The sequence below is a fragment of the Winogradskyella sp. A2 genome (assembly GCF_046762865.1).
In the GTDB taxonomy this organism is placed as follows: Bacteria; Bacteroidota; Bacteroidia; order Flavobacteriales; family Flavobacteriaceae; genus Winogradskyella.
The window spans coordinates 569,254-587,595 of the sequence record NZ_JBKQXM010000001.1 but is presented as its reverse complement, the minus strand read 5'-3'; the positions used below and the strand labels follow the sequence as shown (position 1 = coordinate 587,595).

21 protein-coding genes are annotated in these 18,342 nt (G+C 33.2%); 12 read left to right on the top strand and 9 right to left on the bottom strand.

The window, feature by feature from the left end; all coding sequences use genetic code 11:
- Nucleotide 1: 1 nt before the first annotated feature.
- From trpA to ACFWV9_RS02555, 5 genes are all read left to right on the top strand, one after another.
- Complete coding sequence (trpA, locus tag ACFWV9_RS02575) at nucleotides 2-763, top strand: tryptophan synthase subunit alpha (protein WP_411893669.1); 762 nt, start codon at nucleotides 2-4, stop codon at nucleotides 761-763.
- A gap of 1 nt (nucleotide 764) precedes the next feature.
- Nucleotides 765-977, top strand: coding sequence for a hypothetical protein (locus ACFWV9_RS02570; RefSeq protein WP_411893668.1), 213 nt, complete (start codon nucleotides 765-767; stop codon nucleotides 975-977).
- 107 nt (nucleotides 978-1,084) lie between these two features.
- Complete coding sequence (locus tag ACFWV9_RS02565; protein ID WP_411893667.1) at nucleotides 1,085-1,969, top strand: alpha/beta hydrolase; 885 nt, start codon at nucleotides 1,085-1,087, stop codon at nucleotides 1,967-1,969.
- Nucleotides 1,966-2,868, top strand: coding sequence for an alpha/beta hydrolase (locus ACFWV9_RS02560; protein ID WP_411893666.1), 903 nt, complete (start codon nucleotides 1,966-1,968; stop codon nucleotides 2,866-2,868). Before ACFWV9_RS02565 ends, ACFWV9_RS02560 begins: the two co-directional genes overlap by 4 nt.
- Nucleotides 2,869-2,876: 8 nt before the next feature.
- Nucleotides 2,877-3,749 carry a YitT family protein gene (locus ACFWV9_RS02555; RefSeq protein WP_411893665.1) on the top strand — a complete coding sequence of 291 codons (873 nt, stop codon included), beginning with the start codon at nucleotides 2,877-2,879 and terminating at the stop codon, nucleotides 3,747-3,749.
- Here the strand turns inward: ACFWV9_RS02555 and ACFWV9_RS02550 are convergent.
- From ACFWV9_RS02550 to ACFWV9_RS02540, 3 genes are all read right to left on the bottom strand, one after another.
- A complete protein-coding gene (locus ACFWV9_RS02550) occupies nucleotides 3,746-3,970 on the bottom strand; it encodes a VF530 family DNA-binding protein (protein WP_411893664.1) in 225 nt (74 codons plus the stop codon). The two genes, ACFWV9_RS02555 and ACFWV9_RS02550, sit on opposite strands and share 4 nt — an antisense overlap.
- A 5-nt stretch (nucleotides 3,971-3,975) precedes the next feature.
- Complete coding sequence (locus ACFWV9_RS02545) at nucleotides 3,976-5,262, bottom strand: DEAD/DEAH box helicase (RefSeq protein ID WP_411893663.1); 1,287 nt, start codon at nucleotides 5,260-5,262, stop codon at nucleotides 3,976-3,978.
- 122 nt (nucleotides 5,263-5,384) lie between these two features.
- Nucleotides 5,385-6,191: a tryptophan-rich sensory protein gene (locus tag ACFWV9_RS02540; RefSeq protein ID WP_411893662.1), complete on the bottom strand. Its 807-nt coding sequence runs from the start codon at nucleotides 6,189-6,191 to the stop codon at nucleotides 5,385-5,387.
- A gap of 119 nt (nucleotides 6,192-6,310) precedes the next feature.
- Here ACFWV9_RS02540 and ACFWV9_RS02535 point away from each other — a divergent pair, with 119 nt between their 5' ends.
- Genes ACFWV9_RS02535 through ACFWV9_RS02520 form a run of 4 tightly spaced genes read left to right on the top strand, consistent with a single transcriptional unit; the run spans nucleotide 6,311 to nucleotide 9,267 of the window.
- A complete protein-coding gene (locus tag ACFWV9_RS02535) occupies nucleotides 6,311-6,751 on the top strand; it encodes a thioredoxin family protein (RefSeq protein WP_411893661.1) in 441 nt (146 codons plus the stop codon).
- Nucleotide 6,752: 1 nt separating this feature from the next.
- A complete protein-coding gene (locus tag ACFWV9_RS02530) occupies nucleotides 6,753-7,733 on the top strand; it encodes an FAD:protein FMN transferase (RefSeq protein ID WP_411893660.1) in 981 nt (326 codons plus the stop codon).
- A complete protein-coding gene (locus ACFWV9_RS02525; RefSeq protein ID WP_411893659.1) occupies nucleotides 7,730-7,942 on the top strand; it encodes a DUF4266 domain-containing protein in 213 nt (70 codons plus the stop codon). Before ACFWV9_RS02530 ends, ACFWV9_RS02525 begins: the two co-directional genes overlap by 4 nt.
- Before the next feature lie 11 nt (nucleotides 7,943-7,953).
- Entirely contained in the window at nucleotides 7,954-9,267 is a 1,314-nt protein-coding gene (locus ACFWV9_RS02520; protein ID WP_411893658.1) for a DUF3570 domain-containing protein, read from the top strand.
- A gap of 1 nt (nucleotide 9,268) precedes the next feature.
- Here the strand turns inward: ACFWV9_RS02520 and ACFWV9_RS02515 are convergent, their stop codons facing one another.
- The 4 genes from ACFWV9_RS02515 to ACFWV9_RS02500 form a co-directional block, all read right to left on the bottom strand.
- Complete coding sequence (locus ACFWV9_RS02515; RefSeq protein ID WP_411893657.1) at nucleotides 9,269-9,922, bottom strand: uracil-DNA glycosylase family protein; 654 nt, start codon at nucleotides 9,920-9,922, stop codon at nucleotides 9,269-9,271.
- Nucleotides 9,922-10,680, bottom strand: a complete 759-nt coding sequence (gene yaaA / locus ACFWV9_RS02510) for a peroxide stress protein YaaA (protein ID WP_411893656.1) — start codon at nucleotides 10,678-10,680, stop codon at nucleotides 9,922-9,924. The genes ACFWV9_RS02515 and yaaA overlap by 1 nt, the downstream gene beginning before the upstream one ends.
- Before the next feature lie 82 nt (nucleotides 10,681-10,762).
- Entirely contained in the window at nucleotides 10,763-11,797 is a 1,035-nt protein-coding gene (locus ACFWV9_RS02505) for an RluA family pseudouridine synthase (protein ID WP_411893655.1), read from the bottom strand.
- A gap of 9 nt (nucleotides 11,798-11,806) precedes the next feature.
- Nucleotides 11,807-12,355, bottom strand: coding sequence for a PASTA domain-containing protein (locus ACFWV9_RS02500; protein ID WP_411893654.1), 549 nt, complete (start codon nucleotides 12,353-12,355; stop codon nucleotides 11,807-11,809).
- Nucleotides 12,356-12,482: 127 nt separating this feature from the next.
- Between ACFWV9_RS02500 and ACFWV9_RS02495 the strand changes: the two genes are divergently transcribed.
- The 3 genes from ACFWV9_RS02495 (at nucleotide 12,483) to ACFWV9_RS02485 (ending at nucleotide 14,485) form a co-directional block, all read left to right on the top strand.
- Nucleotides 12,483-13,460, top strand: a complete 978-nt coding sequence (locus tag ACFWV9_RS02495; protein WP_411893787.1) for a D-alanine--D-alanine ligase — start codon at nucleotides 12,483-12,485, stop codon at nucleotides 13,458-13,460.
- Between the two features lie 53 nt (nucleotides 13,461-13,513).
- A complete protein-coding gene (coaD, locus tag ACFWV9_RS02490) occupies nucleotides 13,514-13,978 on the top strand; it encodes a pantetheine-phosphate adenylyltransferase (RefSeq protein ID WP_411893653.1) in 465 nt (154 codons plus the stop codon).
- A gap of 63 nt (nucleotides 13,979-14,041) precedes the next feature.
- Nucleotides 14,042-14,485, top strand: coding sequence for a HEAT repeat domain-containing protein (locus ACFWV9_RS02485; protein WP_411893652.1), 444 nt, complete (start codon nucleotides 14,042-14,044; stop codon nucleotides 14,483-14,485).
- Nucleotides 14,486-14,668: 183 nt separating this feature from the next.
- Here ACFWV9_RS02485 and ACFWV9_RS02480 read toward each other — a convergent pair whose 3' ends face one another.
- Complete coding sequence (locus ACFWV9_RS02480) at nucleotides 14,669-15,544, bottom strand: GSCFA domain-containing protein (protein ID WP_411893651.1); 876 nt, start codon at nucleotides 15,542-15,544, stop codon at nucleotides 14,669-14,671.
- Nucleotides 15,545-15,650: 106 nt separating this feature from the next.
- Nucleotides 15,651-18,266: an alanine--tRNA ligase gene (gene alaS, locus ACFWV9_RS02475; protein WP_411893650.1), complete on the bottom strand. Its 2,616-nt coding sequence runs from the start codon at nucleotides 18,264-18,266 to the stop codon at nucleotides 15,651-15,653.
- Between the last annotated feature and the right edge of the window lie 76 nt (nucleotides 18,267-18,342).

The window sequence follows — 18,342 nt, the reverse complement described above, 5'->3', positions numbered from 1 at the left end:
AATGAATAGAATTAATAAAAAATTACAGGGAGATAAGAAGTTACTATCTATATATTTTACGGCTGGTTATCCTAATATTAATGATACTGCAACTACCATACAGAACTTAGAAAAGAATGGTGTTGATATGATCGAGATAGGTCTACCGTTTAGTGATCCTTTGGCTGATGGACCTACAATACAGGCTAGCTCTACTCAAGCTCTTAAAAATGGTATGACTAGTGAGCTTCTCTTTAAGCAATTAAAAGACATTCGAAAAACTGTTGAAATACCACTTATAATCATGGGTTATTTTAACCCAATTCTTCAATTTGGCGTAGAAGAATTTTGTAAAAAATGCCAGGAAGTTGGCGTTGATGGATTAATTATTCCAGATTTACCAGTTGATGTATATCATTCAGATTATCAGGAGGTATTTGAGAAGTATGGCTTAATAAATATCTTTTTAATTACACCTCAAACCTCCGATGAGAGGATTAGATTTATAGATTCAATTTCCGCCGGATTTATCTATATGGTAAGTTCTGCAAGTACTACAGGTGCAAAATCAGGATTTGGCCCTGAGCAAGAAGCTTATTTTAAGCGTATAGCAGATATGCAATTAAAGAACCCACAAATTGTAGGCTTTGGTATTTCTAATAACGAAACATTTACGCAAGCTACCAAATATGCAAAAGGTGCAATAATTGGAAGTGCATTTATTAAACATGTTACAAATAATGGCGTCGATACCATTGACCAATTTGTGAAAACAATAGTTTAACATGAAAATGACAACCGACTGGCGTATTATTATCCTTTTATGCCTAACACTTGGCTTAGCACCATTTTTCCCAGAACCACACGTAATAGGTAAACTCAGATGGCTTTTTGGTGGTGCAAAGGGCATGCAAGCTATGGATTATTTTGACTTGGTATTGCATGGATTTCCTTTCATCCTATTATTGAGACTTATTATTGTAAAACTTAAAAAGTAATACTTATAAATTAATTTCTAGGTCAGTAATCAATTCTACATTCCTTTATTAATTTGATATATTTGAGAGATATCTTTATATCTAATTCATAAAGCAATTCTCTCAACATGAAAAAATCGTTTACACTTCTATTTCTCTCTTTTATTATTGGTTTCTCATTTGCTCAAAGTAAAGTTTTTGAAAGTCTAAGTATGCAGAGTGAACTACTTAATACATCAATAAAATACTCAGTGTATTTACCTGATGGTTTTGATACTTCTAATGGGAAATATCCTATTGTCTATTTATTAAATGGTTTTACAGGTGATGAAACCAACTGGACGCGTATTGGTCATTTACGCGACATTGCTGATGAACTCATTAAAGGCAAACAAATTGAACCTATGGTCATTGTTATGCCTGATGGTGACGATAGACTTTATATGAATAAAGATGACGGCACCTATCCATACGAGGATATGTTTATAAAGGAATTAATGCCTTTTGTTGAAAAAGAATATCGAGTTAAAAGTGAAAAAAAATATAGAGGTATTAGTGGCCTTTCAATGGGTGGTGCTGGTAGTTTAAGACTATCTTTAAAATATCACAATCTGTTTAATGCCTGTGCTGCATTTAGTGCTGGTATTTCTACTGAAGAAGAACTTATCAACGAAAACTCAGGTGGTTTTGAAGATTATTTTGGTAGAATTTCGCCCTCAGTTGTTAGTGCAAAAGGAGAAGCGAGGCTAAATAAAACGATAAAAGATTACAACCTATTTGATTTAGTTAAAACTAAAGACCCTAAACTTTTAAAATCAGTAGATATCTATTTTGATTGTGGTGATGATGATTTTTTGGCCATTGGAAATGCAATGCTTCATATTGAGTTGACAAAAAAAAGAATACCACATGAATATCGCGTTAGAGACGGTAGCCATACATGGAAATTCTGGGTAGAGTCATTGCCTGTTGGATTAGTATTTATTAGTAATTCAATGCGTACTTCAAAATGAAAACAACTCTAATCTTAGTTCTTTTTTATTTCATTTGCACTATTTCATTTGCACAAGATGAAGTAAAACTAAGCTTGGAAATGGACTCTAAAATACTGGGTAAAAACATTAAATACTCTGTGTACTTGCCTGCAGAATATGAAAACTCGAATAATGAATTTCCAATATTATATCTGCTCAACGGGTTTACAGGAGATGAAACCGACTGGAACATGGATGGACTACTATCTGATATCGTTAACCAATTAACAAGAGCAGAAAAAATAGACCCAATGGTTATTGTAATGCCAGATGGTGACGATAGATTATATATGAATAGAGATGATGGTACATACCCTTATGAAGATATGTTGGTTAAGGAATTTATACCATTTGTTGAAAGCAAATATAAAGTCATTAAAGACAGAAGATTTAGAGCTATAAGTGGTCTTTCCATGGGAGGTGCTGGTAGTTTACGACTTGCTTTTAAATATTATGAATTATTTGGCGCTTGTGCAGCTTATAGTGCGAGTATTAGAACCTATGATGAAATAATTAATGATAATCCTAGTCACTTTGATAGTTATTTTGGTAGAATATCACCATCTGTAATAGGCAAAAAAGGTGAAGTGAGATATACTGATGCCATTAAAGAATTCGACCTCCTTAATTTTGTTGATACCCAGGATGTAGAATCCCTAAAATCAGTAAATATTTATTTTGATTGTGGCGATGATGATTTCTTAACTCTTGGAAATACCAATCTTCATATTAAGCTAAAAAAGAAGGGTATTCCTCATGAATTTCGTGTTAGAGACGGTAAACACACCTGGAATTTTTGGATTGACTCTTTGCCAATAGGTTTGGTATTTATAAGTAACTCCATGAGAAAATCAGACACTAGAACAATTCAGAATTGAAAAAATCAATGAAATATATTAGCGAATACGTCCAGATTTTATTCGGAATTATACTCGCTAGTATTGGTCTCAAAGCATTCTTATTACCAAATGGCTTTTTAGATGGTGGTGTTACTGGTATTGCCCTTTTGGTAAGAACACTGGTAGATATCAACATCTCTTATCTGCTTATCTTATTTAGTATTCCTTTTTTAATATTAGGGTATTTTACGGTTTCAAAACGTATTGTCATAAAATCTATACTAAGTATTATTGGACTAGCGCTCTTTATACATTTTGAAAATTTTGAAACTATTACTGACGATAAGCTCTTAATATCCATTTTTGGTGGTTTATTTTTAGGTGCAGGTATAGGCATTGCCATAAGAAATGGTTCTGTATTAGATGGTTCTGAAATTCTTGGAGTGTACCTCAATGATAGATTTGGGATTAGTATAGGGCAGATTATTTTAGTTTTTAATATTATTCTCTTTGGTATTACAGCCATGGTGATTTCCATGGAAGTTGCGCTCTACTCTATCTTAACTTATATCGTAACAGCTAAAATTACCGACCTAACAATAGAAGGTTTCGAGGATTTTATTGGTGTCACGATAGTATCAAAAAAATACGAACAAATAGAGGATGCCATTATGAAAGAATTGGGTGTTGGTATGACGCTTTACCGAGGTACACGAGGTATTGGCAACTCAGGTAAGCAGGTAGATTTTGATATCATTCACTCTATAATTAATAGAATAGACATTAAAAAAATGCATCGTATTGTAGATAAAATTGACGAAGACGCATTTATCGTTGAGTTTGATGTAAACAATGTTAAAGGTGGTGTTTTGCGCCACTATTTAGATAAAAAGAAAAGTAAAATACTGCCCAAAACCTAACGTTTTTTTTGCAACATATCTAAATACATATTTTCAACCTTAGTTCTTGCCCAGGGTGTACGTCTTAAAAATTTTAAACTCGATTTAACAGAAGGGTCGTGCGTAAAACAACGAATGTTTATTTGGTAGCCCATATACTCCCAACCATAATGTGCTTGTAACTCAGTAATAATCTGCTCTAATTTTACGCCATGCAATGGATTATTGGGTTGACCTTTCATGAGATTTATCTTCTACTGTCGTTTTTACGTCTTCGGTTACGATTACGACTTCTGTTAGAATTCTTTGGATTATTAGAGTTTCTAGAATTAGAAGATCGTCTTGAGTTTTGGTTTCTTTGTCTATTTTGCCCAGGCTTTATTGGTTCTGTTGAGGCATTAGGATCAGGTTCAAAACCTTCGACAATTTCTACCTGAATTTTCATATCAATCAACTTCTCAATATCCTTTAAATATGATGTTTCATCAGCACTAACCAACGAAATAGCCTCACCACTAGCTCCTGCCCTACCAGTTCTTCCAATTCTATGTACATAATCTTCAGAGATATTAGGAAGCTCAAAATTAATAACATGAGGTAATAATGGAATATCTAATCCTCGGGCTGCTATATCTGTTGCAACTAATACTCTAATTGATCCCTTTTTAAACCCTGCTAAGGCTTTTGTTCGTGCACCTTGACTTTTATTACCGTGGATTGCAGAAGCTGAAATACCAGCGTTAATCATTTTTTTACAAAGTCTATTGGCACCATGTTTAGTTCTGGTAAAGACTAAAACTTGTTTCCAATTTCCATCAGAAATCAGTTTAATAATTAATCCTGTCTTTTTTGTTTTTGCAACACGAAATACTTTTTGGTTTATAATCTCAACAGCTGTATTTTCAGGTGTAGCTTCAACTTGTATTGGATTATGTAATATGGAGTATGCTAACTTTTTAATGTCTTTTGAAAATGTAGCGGAGAACATTAAATTTTGTCGTCGCTCTGGCATCAACTTCATTATACGTTCAATATCACGAAGAAATCCCATATCTAACATACGATCGGCTTCATCTAAAACAAATATTTCAATGCGTTTTAGAGACAATACACCTTGACTCTCTAAATCAATTAAACGACCCGGAGTAGCAACTAAAACATCAATACCTTGTCGCAATGTAGCAACTTGCGGCCTTTGTTTTACACCACCAAAAATCACCGCACTACGAATATTTAAAAACTCAGAATACTCCTTAACATTAGTATAAACTTGTGCTGCTAACTCACGCGTTGGTGTTAAAATTAATGCCCGAATAGGTCTATGCCTTTGCTCTGTTCCTTCAGATAAGTATTGTAATAAGGGCAATGTAAAACCTGCCGTTTTACCAGTACCAGTTTGTGCAGAAGCTAAAACATCCTTTCCTTCTAAAACAGGTGGTATTGCTTTTTGCTGTATCGGAGAGGGTGTTTCATATCCTTTTTTTCGGATTGCTTTTAATAAAGGCTCAGATAAGCCTAGTGATTTAAATGACATACATCGTTTTTAGGTTTGCCAAAATTGGCATTTAAGATGAATATCTACTTTAAATCTCACCTTCAAATTTATTTGGCGAAATTACATTTAATTTATTCTTTGTAACTGTATGTTATAAATTATTATGAATTTCTAGCTCTTTTCCACTCCCTATATTTGGCAAAAGGATTCGCTGATAGATTTTTAAAACCATGTATTCCATTTGTGGTAATTAATATTGCCGCTCCTATAAATGTTATAATCGTAATGATTTCATTAACGGCACTGTTGGCAACACCAATACCCACTAAAGCCCAAGCACCTACTAGAGCAAACTCTCTCATATTGCGTTTCCACATCACATAAAGATTTAATATCACTGCAATACATATCATAATTATGGTCCAGGTATTGTCCGGCAATCCTAAACCATCCCACTCTAGCTTTATAAGGTAGCTAGACACATTCGCTATACTTGCAACAGTTACCCATCCAAAATATATAGCAAAGGGCCACCAAACAAAAGCCATTAGAGGAAAACGTCCGTCGTTATGCTCCATGCCTAGATTAATTACAATCTTGATCAAAGAAATAAGTAACAAAAAGATTAAAACACAAGATAAGCCAGTGTAGTCATAAATCCATGCAAATACCCATAAGGAATTAAACACACACGAAAGAATAAACCATATGCCAATTTTCTCAACAAAACTATCGTCCTTGACATTTACAAACAGGCTTCGCCCTTGATATATAGCAAAAGAAAACAACATTAGATAAATTAAACCCCAAATAGCAAAGGTGTATCCTGCAGGTGTAAATACAGACCTATAACCATCAGACATTTCCCCAATAGTTGTATCATTAATTAATCCGGTATTTGATAAATAATTTATAAAAATAGTTGAGCCTAAAGCCAATCCATTTCCTATCTGAAGAGCTTTTTTCATAATGATTGTTGTTAGTTGTGATACAAGTTACAAAAAAGTGTTTTAACAAATTATTAATTATTTACCCAATACCAAAGAATTTATTTTTACGTTATATTTTGACTACTAAATCATCACTCATGAAAAAAGCGGTAATTATTACTGTACTTTCTATTTTAAGTACAAGTACAATTTTAGCTCAAAATTGGCTAACAGATTTCTCCGTGGCCAAAGCACTTGCATCAAAAGAAAATAAACCAATAATTCTTGTCTTTCAAGGCTCTGATTGGTGTGGTCCGTGTATTAAACTGGATCGTGAAATTTGGACCACAAAAGAATTTAAAGCCTTTGCAAATAATAATTACGTAATGTTGAAGGCAGATTTTCCAAGAAAGAAAAAAAATGAGTTATCGTTAGCACAAAAAGAAGCCAATGCTAAATTAGCTGAACGTTATAACAAAAACGGAATTTTCCCTTTTGTAGTTGTTCTAGATGAAAACGGTACGAAGCTCGGTGAAACTGGTTATAAAAAAACAAGTCCTGATAATTATATTAAAGAACTTAATTCAATGATAAACTAAATTGAAAAGTTTAACCACTACATTCTTTATACTGTTTTCTATTTTCTGTGCCGCGCAACAAACTTATAAGCAGACACTTAAATTAATGGGTAGTCGTTTTGATATTACCGTTGTTGCAGTAGACTCAATTGAAGCGAACAAAAATATTAATCTTGCGATTAATGAAATTTCTAGGATAGAAAGGCTTATTTCTTCTTGGGATAAAAACTCGCAAACTTCAGAAATTAATAGAAACGCAGGTATTAATCCCATAAAAGTAGATAAAGAACTATTTAATCTTATTGAACGAGCTTTAGGTATATCAAAATTAACCGATGGTGCTTTTGACATAAGTTATGCGTCTATGGATCGTATATGGAAATTTGATGGTAGCATGGAAGCAATGCCAACTAAGCAAGAAGTAAACGCTTCCGTTTCTAAAGTAGGCTTTAAGAATATAATTTTAGATAAAACTAATAGCACTGTTTTCCTTAAAAACAAAGGCATGAAGATTGGTTTTGGTGCCATAGGAAAAGGTTATGCCGCAGATAAGGCTAAAGATTTATTAATCAGTGCAGGTGTTACTTCAGGTATTATCAATGCCTCAGGAGATATGAATACATGGGGTAAGCAACCTAGTGGTGAAGAATGGAAGGTTGCAATTACCAATCCCATAAATAAAAGCAAAGTATTTGCCTTGTTACCAATTACAAATGGTGCCGTTGTTACATCTGGAGATTATGAAAAATATGTGAAATTTGATAATACACGTTACTCTCATATTATTGACCCAAGAACTGGCTATCCAGCAAGTGGCATTATTAGCGTTACGGTTTTTGCACCAAAAGCAGAATTGGCAGATGCTTTAGCAACCTCAATTTTTGTTATGGGCATTGATAGTGGGTTGGACAGAATAAATCAATTACCAAAAATCGAATGCATCATTATAGATACCGAAGGAAATATTATCAAATCAAAACACATAAAAATAGATAGGTCATGATCAAAAAAATAGTTTGTTTCACAATATTAGCAACCAGTTTGTCAAGTTGCGTTGTCGTTAAGGAGTATGAAAAAGTGAATTTAAATGACCCTGACATGGCTCTTTCTGATAAAAAATGTGATCGCAACGTGCTTACAGCGCATTCTTATCGTGAAGCCACAGCTGGAGCAAATGGAGGAAAAACTGGTGGTGGCTGTGGTTGTAACTAAAGCATGAAAAAATGAAAAACCTCTGCCATTTATTATTCATGCTAGCATTTTTTGTTGGGTATGCACAAACAAAGCAAGACCCATCCAAAGTGTATAAAAAGCGAGTTCTTGAAACAACTGAAGTAGATTTTCTATCGAGTTACTATTCTCAAGATGGAGATAATGCTGCAGTGAGTGGAGGAATTGGCACTGAAGAACTAACCGATGCAACTGCTACTTTTGTTGTTTCTATTCCGTTAAATGACGATGATGTATTAACAATAGATGCAGGAGTTTCTGCATATACCTCAGCATCATCAAGTAATGTTGGTCCTTTTGACGATGGACCTGCTGACCCTTTTCAAGCATCTTCTGGTGCCTCCTCCGGTGACGTTTGGGCAAATTTAACAGGTAGCTATACCCACAGTTCTGATGATAGAAATAGCATTTGGTCTACGAAATTATCAGTTTCTTCAGAATATGATTATTTCTCATTAGGTTTTGGCGGTAGTTACACAAAACTATTTAATGAGAAAAACACTGAATTAAGTATAAGTGGCAATGTCTATATTGATACTTGGAATGCCATATACCCAACTGAATTAAGGCCCTTTGGACCAGGAGGAGATGGTTTAAGCAGTTCTTTTTACAATCAAAATACGATTACAGGAAATATAAACTACAATCCTAACTTTGCGCCTTTTGATAACGAAGGACGCAATTCTTATGCTATAGGTTTCGGATTTTCACAAATACTCCATAAAAATGTTCAAGGATCTTTAGCTTTAGATTTTATCAAGCAAGATGGTTTATTGTCAACACCATTTCAGCGCGTTTATTTTGGAGATGTCGCAGATTCATTTATCGATAACTTTCAGCTTGCTGATGCAATAGAACAATTACCAGATTCTAGGTTTAAAGTAGCACTAGGAGGAAGGCTTAATTGGTACCTCAATGAGCGAGTAAGTCTTCGTACCTTTTATCGATATTACTTTGATGATTGGGGTGTAAATTCACATACAGCAAGTATTGAAATACCAATTAAAATAGCAGATAAGTTTACGTTATATCCCTCCTACAGATTTTATAACCAAACGGCAGCAGATTATTTTAGACCATACGAAGAAGCATTGTCAACGGAAGAATTTTATACCTCTGATTTTGACCTATCTGATTACTCTGCAAATCAATTTGGATTTGGAATTTCATATACAGACATTTTTACAAAAACTCATATATGGAAATTTGGATTAAAGAGTATCGATTTAAAATTCTATCAATATGACAGAAATACAACTTTTATATCGAGTATAATCACAGCTGGTTTTAAGTTTGTAATGGATTAATCTAAAAAAATGCTCTATACTGCATCACTCTAAAGTCAAAAGTTGAAAAATTAGGGTTTTTAGCTTTTAGTTGCTTGTATAAGGCCATACTACCAATAGCTCTATTTGCTGAACCAGATGCAGAAGTCAATGATACGGTTTTAATGATACGATTACTAAGTTTTAATTGATGAATTCTAGGGATTTCATCAGTAACCAATTCTAATTTTATATTGTAACTCTTAATGTGCTTCCTGAAAAAATACTCTGGTCCATTTTTACTATTACCTCCCGTAAATAATAAGGTATTTACACTTGGATATTTCTTTAAATAGCCAATAAGATCTCTTAATTTCACATTAGACAAACCCAAATCTGAAGCGTCAATTTTTTGGCGTTCACCACTAGCGACTATATCACAGACACCGATTTTACGTGTTATTAAAAACGCTTTACGCTGTTCAATCGCTTCATTGGAGTTGTCATACCTCAAATTAAGATTATGAATTTTATCAATATATAACCATAAGGAATTGTAGTAACTACCATAACAAAAATCTACATCCTTCTCAAGTAATTGACCTGTTGAAAATCTTGGCGGAGGTAATGTACCGACAATTAACTTTTTAGTGTCTTCTTTGATAAAAGGTGGGTAAGGATGCCTGTGCAAAAACATTACCTTGTAAACACCAATTCCTTTTCAGAAGACAATTCATCACTCAAAGCGTAATTGTCATAATTAAATCCTTTTACATCTTCAAGAGTTTGAGCATTAGTATCTATAATGTAACGCGACATTAAACCACGTGCATACTTGGCAAAGAAACCAATAGTTTTGTATTGACCGTTTTTAAACTCTTTAAAACTAATATTTATAACTGGGACTTTTAATACCTTAGTATCAATAGCCCTAAAGTACTCATTGCTTGCTAAGTTTAAAAATAGTTCTCCTTGTTCAAGTTCTTCATTAAGCGCTTGGGTTACTTTTTTACGCCAAAACTCATAAAGATTTTTATTTCTGCCGATAGTCAGTTTTGTTCCCATTTCTAAGCGGTATGGCTGTATTAAATCTAATGGTTTTAATATACCATATAAACCAGATATAATTCTAATAGTATCTTGAGCCTTTTCTAATTTTGAAGCATCAATGCTATAAGCATCTAAGCCTCTGTATACATCACCATTAAATGCATACATAGCTTGCCTAGAATTTTCTTTCGTAAATGGCAAACTCCATTCCTGGTTACGCTCGTAATTCAATTGACCTAGATTCTCGGAAATACTCATCAGTTTTGATAAACTTCTAGGTGATTTTTTCTTTAGAATTTTATTCAAGCGTTCAGCTTCAGCTGAAAAACAAAAATCACTTGATTTTGATGTTGGTGTTTTACTTTCAAAATCTAAAGATTTAGCAGGTGATATTACTAATTTCATACGGTCATCTTTTCTAAGTTCAAATTTACGAACTAGTTCAAAAATTTGAAATGAGATTCAACAAATAATAACAATAGTACTATTAATTATCTTGATGCTTTGCGTAAGCTCTCCATTTTTCGATACACAATTGCATATCTTCTGGAATTTCAGAGGTAAATCGCAGAAATTCTCCTGTAGTGGGATGCTCAAAACCTAAAGTCTTAGCGTGAAGTGCCTGCCTAGGTAATACTTTAAAGCAATTTGCAATAAATTGTTTGTACTTGGAGAAGGTAGTACCTTTAAGAATCTTTTCACCTCCATAGCGCTCATCATTAAAAAGTGTGTGTCCAATATGCTTCATGTGCACACGTATTTGATGTGTACGACCTGTTTCGAGTCTGCAACTCACTAGAGTAACATAACCAAATCGTTCAAGTACCTTATAATGCGTTACAGCTGGCTTTCCTTTGTAAGCCTCTTCACCCTCATAGACTGTATTTTGTAGTCTGTTTTTAGGATGTCGTCCTATATTACCCTCAACTGTACCTTCTTCAGGTTCAACATTACCCCAAACAATAGCAACATATTCTCTTTCACTTGTCTTTTCAGCAAACTGATTAGATAAATGTGCCATTGCTAATTCAGTCTTTGCAACCACCAAAAGTCCAGTAGTGTCTTTATCTATTCGGTGCACTAAACCTGGCCGATTACTAGAATTATTTGGTAAATTTTCAATGTGATAAATTAAACCATTAATAAGAGTACCGGAATAATTTCCATGTCCAGGATGTACTACCATACCTGCAGGTTTGTTTACTACAAGCACGTCATCATCTTCATAAACAACATCAATAGGAATATTTTCAGCAACTAGTAATTGCTCATGGGTAGGATGTTCGAATTTTACAGTGATATAGTCATTAGGTTTTACTTTGTAGCTAGCTTTTACAGGTTGACTATTTACAAAAACAAAACCGTCCTTAACAGCATTTTGAATTTTACTTCGAGTAACATTCTCCATAAAATTCATCAAATACTTATCTATTCTAACAGCCTGTTGTCCCTTTTCTACCTTAAAAGCGTGGTGCTCATAAAGCTGATCATCTTCATCATTAAATTCCGAAATATTTGGCATTATCAAAGATTATAATTTGCCGTTACCTACGACTAAATCTATTTTAGAAGTTAAAGGTAACTGAGAACCTGGTTTTAACGGCTTACCGTTATGAGACATAGACATCACTCCTTCTCCAATAGCATCTTTATATGTTATTTTGCCAATTTGAAATTCCAAAGCCTCTAATGTAGGTTTAGCTTGTCTCAAGGTACGTTTTAAGATGTTAGGAACTTCTACTTTTCTGTATCCAGAAGGGTTTAAAATGAGATATATTTTTCGGTTTTCTTTTACTTTAGAACCTGCAATAGGGTTTTGTTCTATTACAGAATACTTAGGATAGTTAGGATTAAAATTTGCAGAATCTTGTATTTGCATCACTAAGTCATTATCATTTAATTCTATCTCCACAGTCGCCACAGATTTACCTTTTAAATCTGGCACTACCACAAATTCTCCTTTTTTAGTCGTTATATCTAACCATTTTAAAACCAAAAAACTCAAAACAACGATGGCAATTATTGCCAATGCCAATTGCTTAAAAAATACTTTACTGGTTAGAAATTTGACTAAACTCATAAATTATTTGATTATTGACAAAACTAATAAAATATATAACGTCATAAAATTAATATACGTATCGAAGATTGATTTAGTTTATTCAAAATAAATGATACATTTACAATATCGATTTTCAGTAGATATAATGAAAAAAAATATTGCCATTATAATGGGTGGGTATTCAAGTGAATATGAAATTTCACTTAAAAGCGGTAACGTCGTTTATGAAACATTAGATCAAGAGAAATATGATGCGTTTAGGATTCATATTTTTAAGGATAAATGGTCTTATGTTAATGATAATGGAGATGAATTTCCAATAGATAAAAATGATTTCTCTACTCAAGTCAATGGTCAAAAAATAAAATTCGACTGTGTCTTTAATGCTATACATGGTTCACCTGGTGAAGACGGTTACATGCAAGCCTATTTAGAATTATTGCATATACCACATACTAGTTGCAACATGTACCAAGCGGCATTGACTTTTAACAAAAGAGACCTGATATCTACCTTAAAACCCTATGGTATAAAAACCGCTGAAAACTATTTTTTAAATTTTGGTGATACCATTAATGAAGATGAAATTATAAATAAAGTAGGATTACCTTGTTTTGTTAAAGCAAATAAAGCAGGTAGTAGTTTTGGTATTTCTAAGGTTTACAAAAAGGAAGAACTTAAACCTGCAATTGAGAATTCCTTTAAAGAAGACAACGAGATTATAATTGAAGCGTTTTTAGATGGTGTAGAAGTATCTGTAGGTGTAATTTCATATAAAGGAGAAACATTGGTTTTACCAATAACTGAAATCGTTTCAGAAAATGATTTTTTTGATTACCAAGCTAAATACGAAGGTAAATCTCAAGAAATTACGCCGGCAAGAATCTCTAAAGATTATAAAAACAAGGTGAATTCTGAAGCAAAGCGAATTTATGAGATATTAAAAATGAAAGGATTTTCAAGAAGTGAGTTTATCTTCAAAAATGATCAACCTTATTTCCTAGAGATGAATACAGTACCTGGACTCACGAAAGAAAGTATTTTACCTCAACAAGCAAATGAAGCAGGTATAAGCTTAAAGGCACTGTTTAGTAATGCTATAGAGGAGGCTTTACAGAATTAGTTATATTTGTTTAACAGTACCCTCAAAATGCGCAAAATATAAAGCAGATAAGCATGAAGCGAGCCATCTTTCCAGGATCATTTGACCCTATTACCTTAGGCCACTACGATATTATAAAACGCGGTGTTAAACTTTTTGATGAAGTTATTGTTGCTATTGGTATTAACGCCGATAAAAAGTATATGTTTTCTATTGAAGAACGACAGAAATTTATTGAAGAAGCTTTTAAACATCAACCTAAAGTAAAGGTTACAATATATAGTGGCCTTACGGTTGATTATTGCAAGGAGGTTAACGCAAAATTTATACTAAGAGGGTTGAGAAATCCTGCTGATTTTGAATTTGAAAAAGCCATAGCCCACACTAACAGAAAGCTTTCTAAAATTGAAACAGTATTCTTATTAACTGCAGCTAAAACATCTTACATTTCTTCGTCAATTGTTAGAGATGTCATTAGAAATAATGGTGATTATACCGTACTTGTACCAGATAGTGTAACATTTAAAAACGAAGGTTAAGGACCTTTTGGTTGTAACTATTTTGATAAAATCAGGACTTATATTGTATAACCTCTATTTGTCATGTTACGTCCTCTTACTCTTCTTCTAATTAAATTTAAGTGGTTAAAGCCAAACCTTAATACCATTAATAGGTGGAAGTATAACCATGATGTAGAAAAACTGAGATTCGTTTTACAAAATGGCAGTTATAAAACGAGACCGTTAGCAGCTAATGCATTGGCAGAAATCAATGATAGGTCTTCAATTCCCTTTTTACTTGTGGCCATTCACGATAACATTCACCACGTATCAATTGCTGCACTTAACGCTTTGGAGTTACTCGATGATGAAAATGAAACTACTAGAATAGTTACTAGAAAACGTTTCCATTGGGCTAAATTATTAAATGAAAAAATGAATAAGCCTTCTAAAGAAAAAACCAAAACCAACATATACAGATGGGAACGCACAAGTAAAAAGAATTTTGAAATGGTAAAAGAAAGATTAAAACGACCTATCAGATAAATTGAGTCCAAAAAAAAGCATCATATACTTTTTTGTGCTTTTACAGAAAAATAAATGATGCTTTCTAAAACTTGATTAATAGCATATTAAATTTAACACTAATTAGTCTTATTGTATCGTTTATTCGATAAAAAACCAATTTTGAATGTTGAAGTGAAAATTTGGAGAGTTGTTAGTAATTTCTCAGAATGATATATGCGGATATTTCTTACGAATACTGTTAATATCTAGTTCTAAATGGGCCAAAAACTTTTTATGTTCTGAAGATTCTGGATTAAAGGGTCTGTGAGAGAGTTTAGATTGAATTTTTACAATTTTTTCAATCAATTCTAAACTCTTATCAGAAAACCAAACTAGTTTAAATTTTTCCCATATATAGTCCACAGCCAGATTACTTGGATGAATCATATCTTCTTTATAGTATCGATAATCTCTTAATTCATCCATCATTATTTCGTAAGCAGGGAAATAATACAAATTAAGACGTGGGTCTACCACATTGTGAATCGCTGATATTAATTGAGATTTACTTCGATTATTCTCAATTATACCTTCCTTGGTATGACGGACAGGAGAGACTGTAAATAAAATGGCAACATCTTTATTAACAGATTTTATTAAACTATTGGTGGCTCGAAGACTTTCTTCAATCTCTTCAACTTTCAACAACTCTTTCAAAAACTTTTTTTGAGGAATCTTATGGCAATTGGCAACCGTTTTATCAGTTTCAATATATCTGTAAATCCATGATGTACCTAAAGTAATTATGACATGCGTTGAATCCTTTAAATACTGATTCGTCTTATCAATTTGTTGGTTTAGTGATTGCAACAATAAATCTTCTGTACTTTCATTTAATCTAGAGTGCGCATCTAAGCAAACCCAATGCTCATTAATATTTATGAGCTCGCTCTTCTCATAATACGACTTATTAATTGCTCTTGTAATAAGATTTTCTATTGCCAATGGTTGAAATAATATACCAAATGGATTAACTGCTGATTGTAGTTTATGATAGTCAAACTTTTGACCAATATTCTCAGAAAAGCAGGATCCCAAAAATAAAATTTTAGAGTCATAATCAATTTGATTATGTGGTTGCTTTTTTAAAGTTATTTTGGTTTGTAGATCCATACCATAAACTCTCCGAGGATAAATGTATTTGTTAATTGAGATAATCCTTAGAAGCATTTAATGCTTCTTCAATACCTGCCGGATTTTTACCACCTGCAGTTGCAAAAAACGGTTGGCCTCCACCACCACCTTGAATATATTTCCCAAGTTCTCTTACTATTGTACCTGCGTTCAGATCTTTAGTAGCAACAAGTTCTTTTGAGATATAACATGAAAGAATTGCTTTGCCATTATTATCCGCTCCAAACAATAAGAAAAGGTTGTTAAATTGACTTCCAAGTTCAAAGCAAAGATCTTTAATTCCTCTAGCGTCTAAATCAACTTTCTTTGCCAAGTATTGCACACCTTTTAGTTCAGTGAGTTCATTCTTTAATTCACCTTTTAAGTTCTTAGCTTTATCTTTTAATAAAGCTTCAATTTGCTTTTTTAAACTTGCATTTTCTTCTTGTAAATTTTGCACGGCTTTTGCTGGTTCAACAGGGTTTTTTAAAACCTGCTTAACAGCTTCAAATTGTTTATCTACATTTTCAAAATACTCACCTACAGCATCATTTGTTATAGCTTCAATTCGTCTTATACCAGAAGCAATCGCACCTTCAGATTTAATTTTAAAATGCCAAATATCACCTGTCTGGTTAACATGCGTACCACCACATAGCTCCATAGACTGTCCAAATCTTATGGCCCTAACACTATCCCCATATTTTTCACCAAACAAGGCAATTGCACCTTCATCTAAAGCTTTTTGCATTGGGATATTTCGAAATTCTTCTAAAGATAAATTCTCATGGATTCTAGCATTTACAAAGTCCTCAACCTGTTGTAATTGATCTGCTTCAACCTTTGAAAAATGTGAAAAATCAAACCTAAGAGATTTTGGTTTTACCAATGATCCTTTTTGTTCCACATGTGTTCCTAAAATAGTCCTAAGTGCTTGATGTAATAAATGTGTTGCAGTGTGATTACTTGCAGAAAGTCTTCTGTGCTCCTCATTTACAATTGCCTTAAAAGTATCCTCTAAATGATTTGGTAACTGCTTTGTAATATGAATTATAAGATTATTCTCTTTTTTAGTATCCGTAATATAAACCACATCACCATTCGGAGCTTCAACAGATCCTTTATCACCTACTTGTCCACCACCCTCTGGATAAAAAGGCGTTAAATTAAAAACAAGCTGATATAGGTCTCCATCTTTTTTTGAAACCACTTTTCTATAACGTGTTAACTTTACGTCTGCATTTAAAGTATCATAACCGATAAACTCTTCTGTATCGTCTTCTCTTAAAACTACCCAGTCAGAAGTCTCTGTTGCAGATGCATTTCTAGAGCGATTTTTTTGTCTTTGCATTTGAGTATCAAAGCCATCCTCATCTATTTCATATCCTTTCTCCCTTGCAATTAATTGGGTAAGATCTAAAGGGAAACCATAAGTATCGTATAGCTCAAAAGCACGACTTCCATCAACAGTCTTTGATGATGTATTTTCAATAACCTTATCTAATAAAAGTAATCCTTGATCTAATGTTCTTAAAAAAGACTGTTCTTCTTCTTTAATCACATTTTCAATAAGACGTTCTTGTGTTTTAATTTCAGGAAATGCCTCACCCATCTGTTTGCTTAATGTACCAGCTAATTTGTAAATGAATGGTTCTTTTTGATTTAAAAATGTAAATCCATAACGTATCGCACGTCTCAGAATTCTGCGAATTACATAACCTGCTCCAGTATTACTTGGTAACTGCCCATCTGCAATAGAAAATGCAACCGCTCTTACATGGTCTGAAATCACTCTAATAGCTATATCAGTTTTTTCGTTCTTGCCATATTTAGAATTGGTAATAGTTTCAATCTCTCTAATTATTGGTGTAAAAACATCAGTATCATAATTAGATTGTACACCTTGAAGCACCATGCAGAGACGCTCAAAGCCCATTCCTGTATCGATATGCTTATTTGGTAAGTTCTCAAGAGAACCATTAGCTTTTCGGTTGTATTGCATGAAAACCAAATTCCATATTTCAACAACCTGTGGATGGTCCATGTTCACTAAATCTTTACCGCTAACTTTTGCTTTTTCTTCTTCAGAACGAATATCAACATGTATCTCACTACAAGGACCGCATGGACCTTGTTCTCCCATCTCCCAAAAATTATCTTTTTTATTACCTTTTAAAATTCGATCTTCATCAATATATTTTTTCCAAATATCATAGGCTTCAGTATCCATGTCTAACTTATCCTCATCATCACTTCCTTCAAAAACGGTTACATACAATATGTTTTTGTCAATTCCGAATTCCTCAGTTAATAATTCCCAGGCCCATTCAATAGCCTCCTTTTTAAAATAATCTCCAAAACTCCAATTGCCGAGCATTTCAAAAAGTGTGTGATGATAAGTATCATAACCAACTTCCTCTAAATCATTGTGTTTTCCCGAAACTCTAAGACATTTCTGGGTATCAGCAATTCTATTTTGCTTTGGTTCTGCATTACCCAAAAAATATTCTTTAAAAGGCGCCATTCCAGAATTAACAAACATCAACGTTGGGTCGTTCTTAACGACCATAGGAGCTGAAGGGACAATGAGATGTTCTTTGCCTTTAAAAAAGTTTAAAAATTTCGCACGGATATCTTTAGATTTCATATGCAACTAATTAGAGCTTGATTCTATATTAAATTCCCACAATTGCAAAACAATTTTTATCTTTGGTCGTTACGCT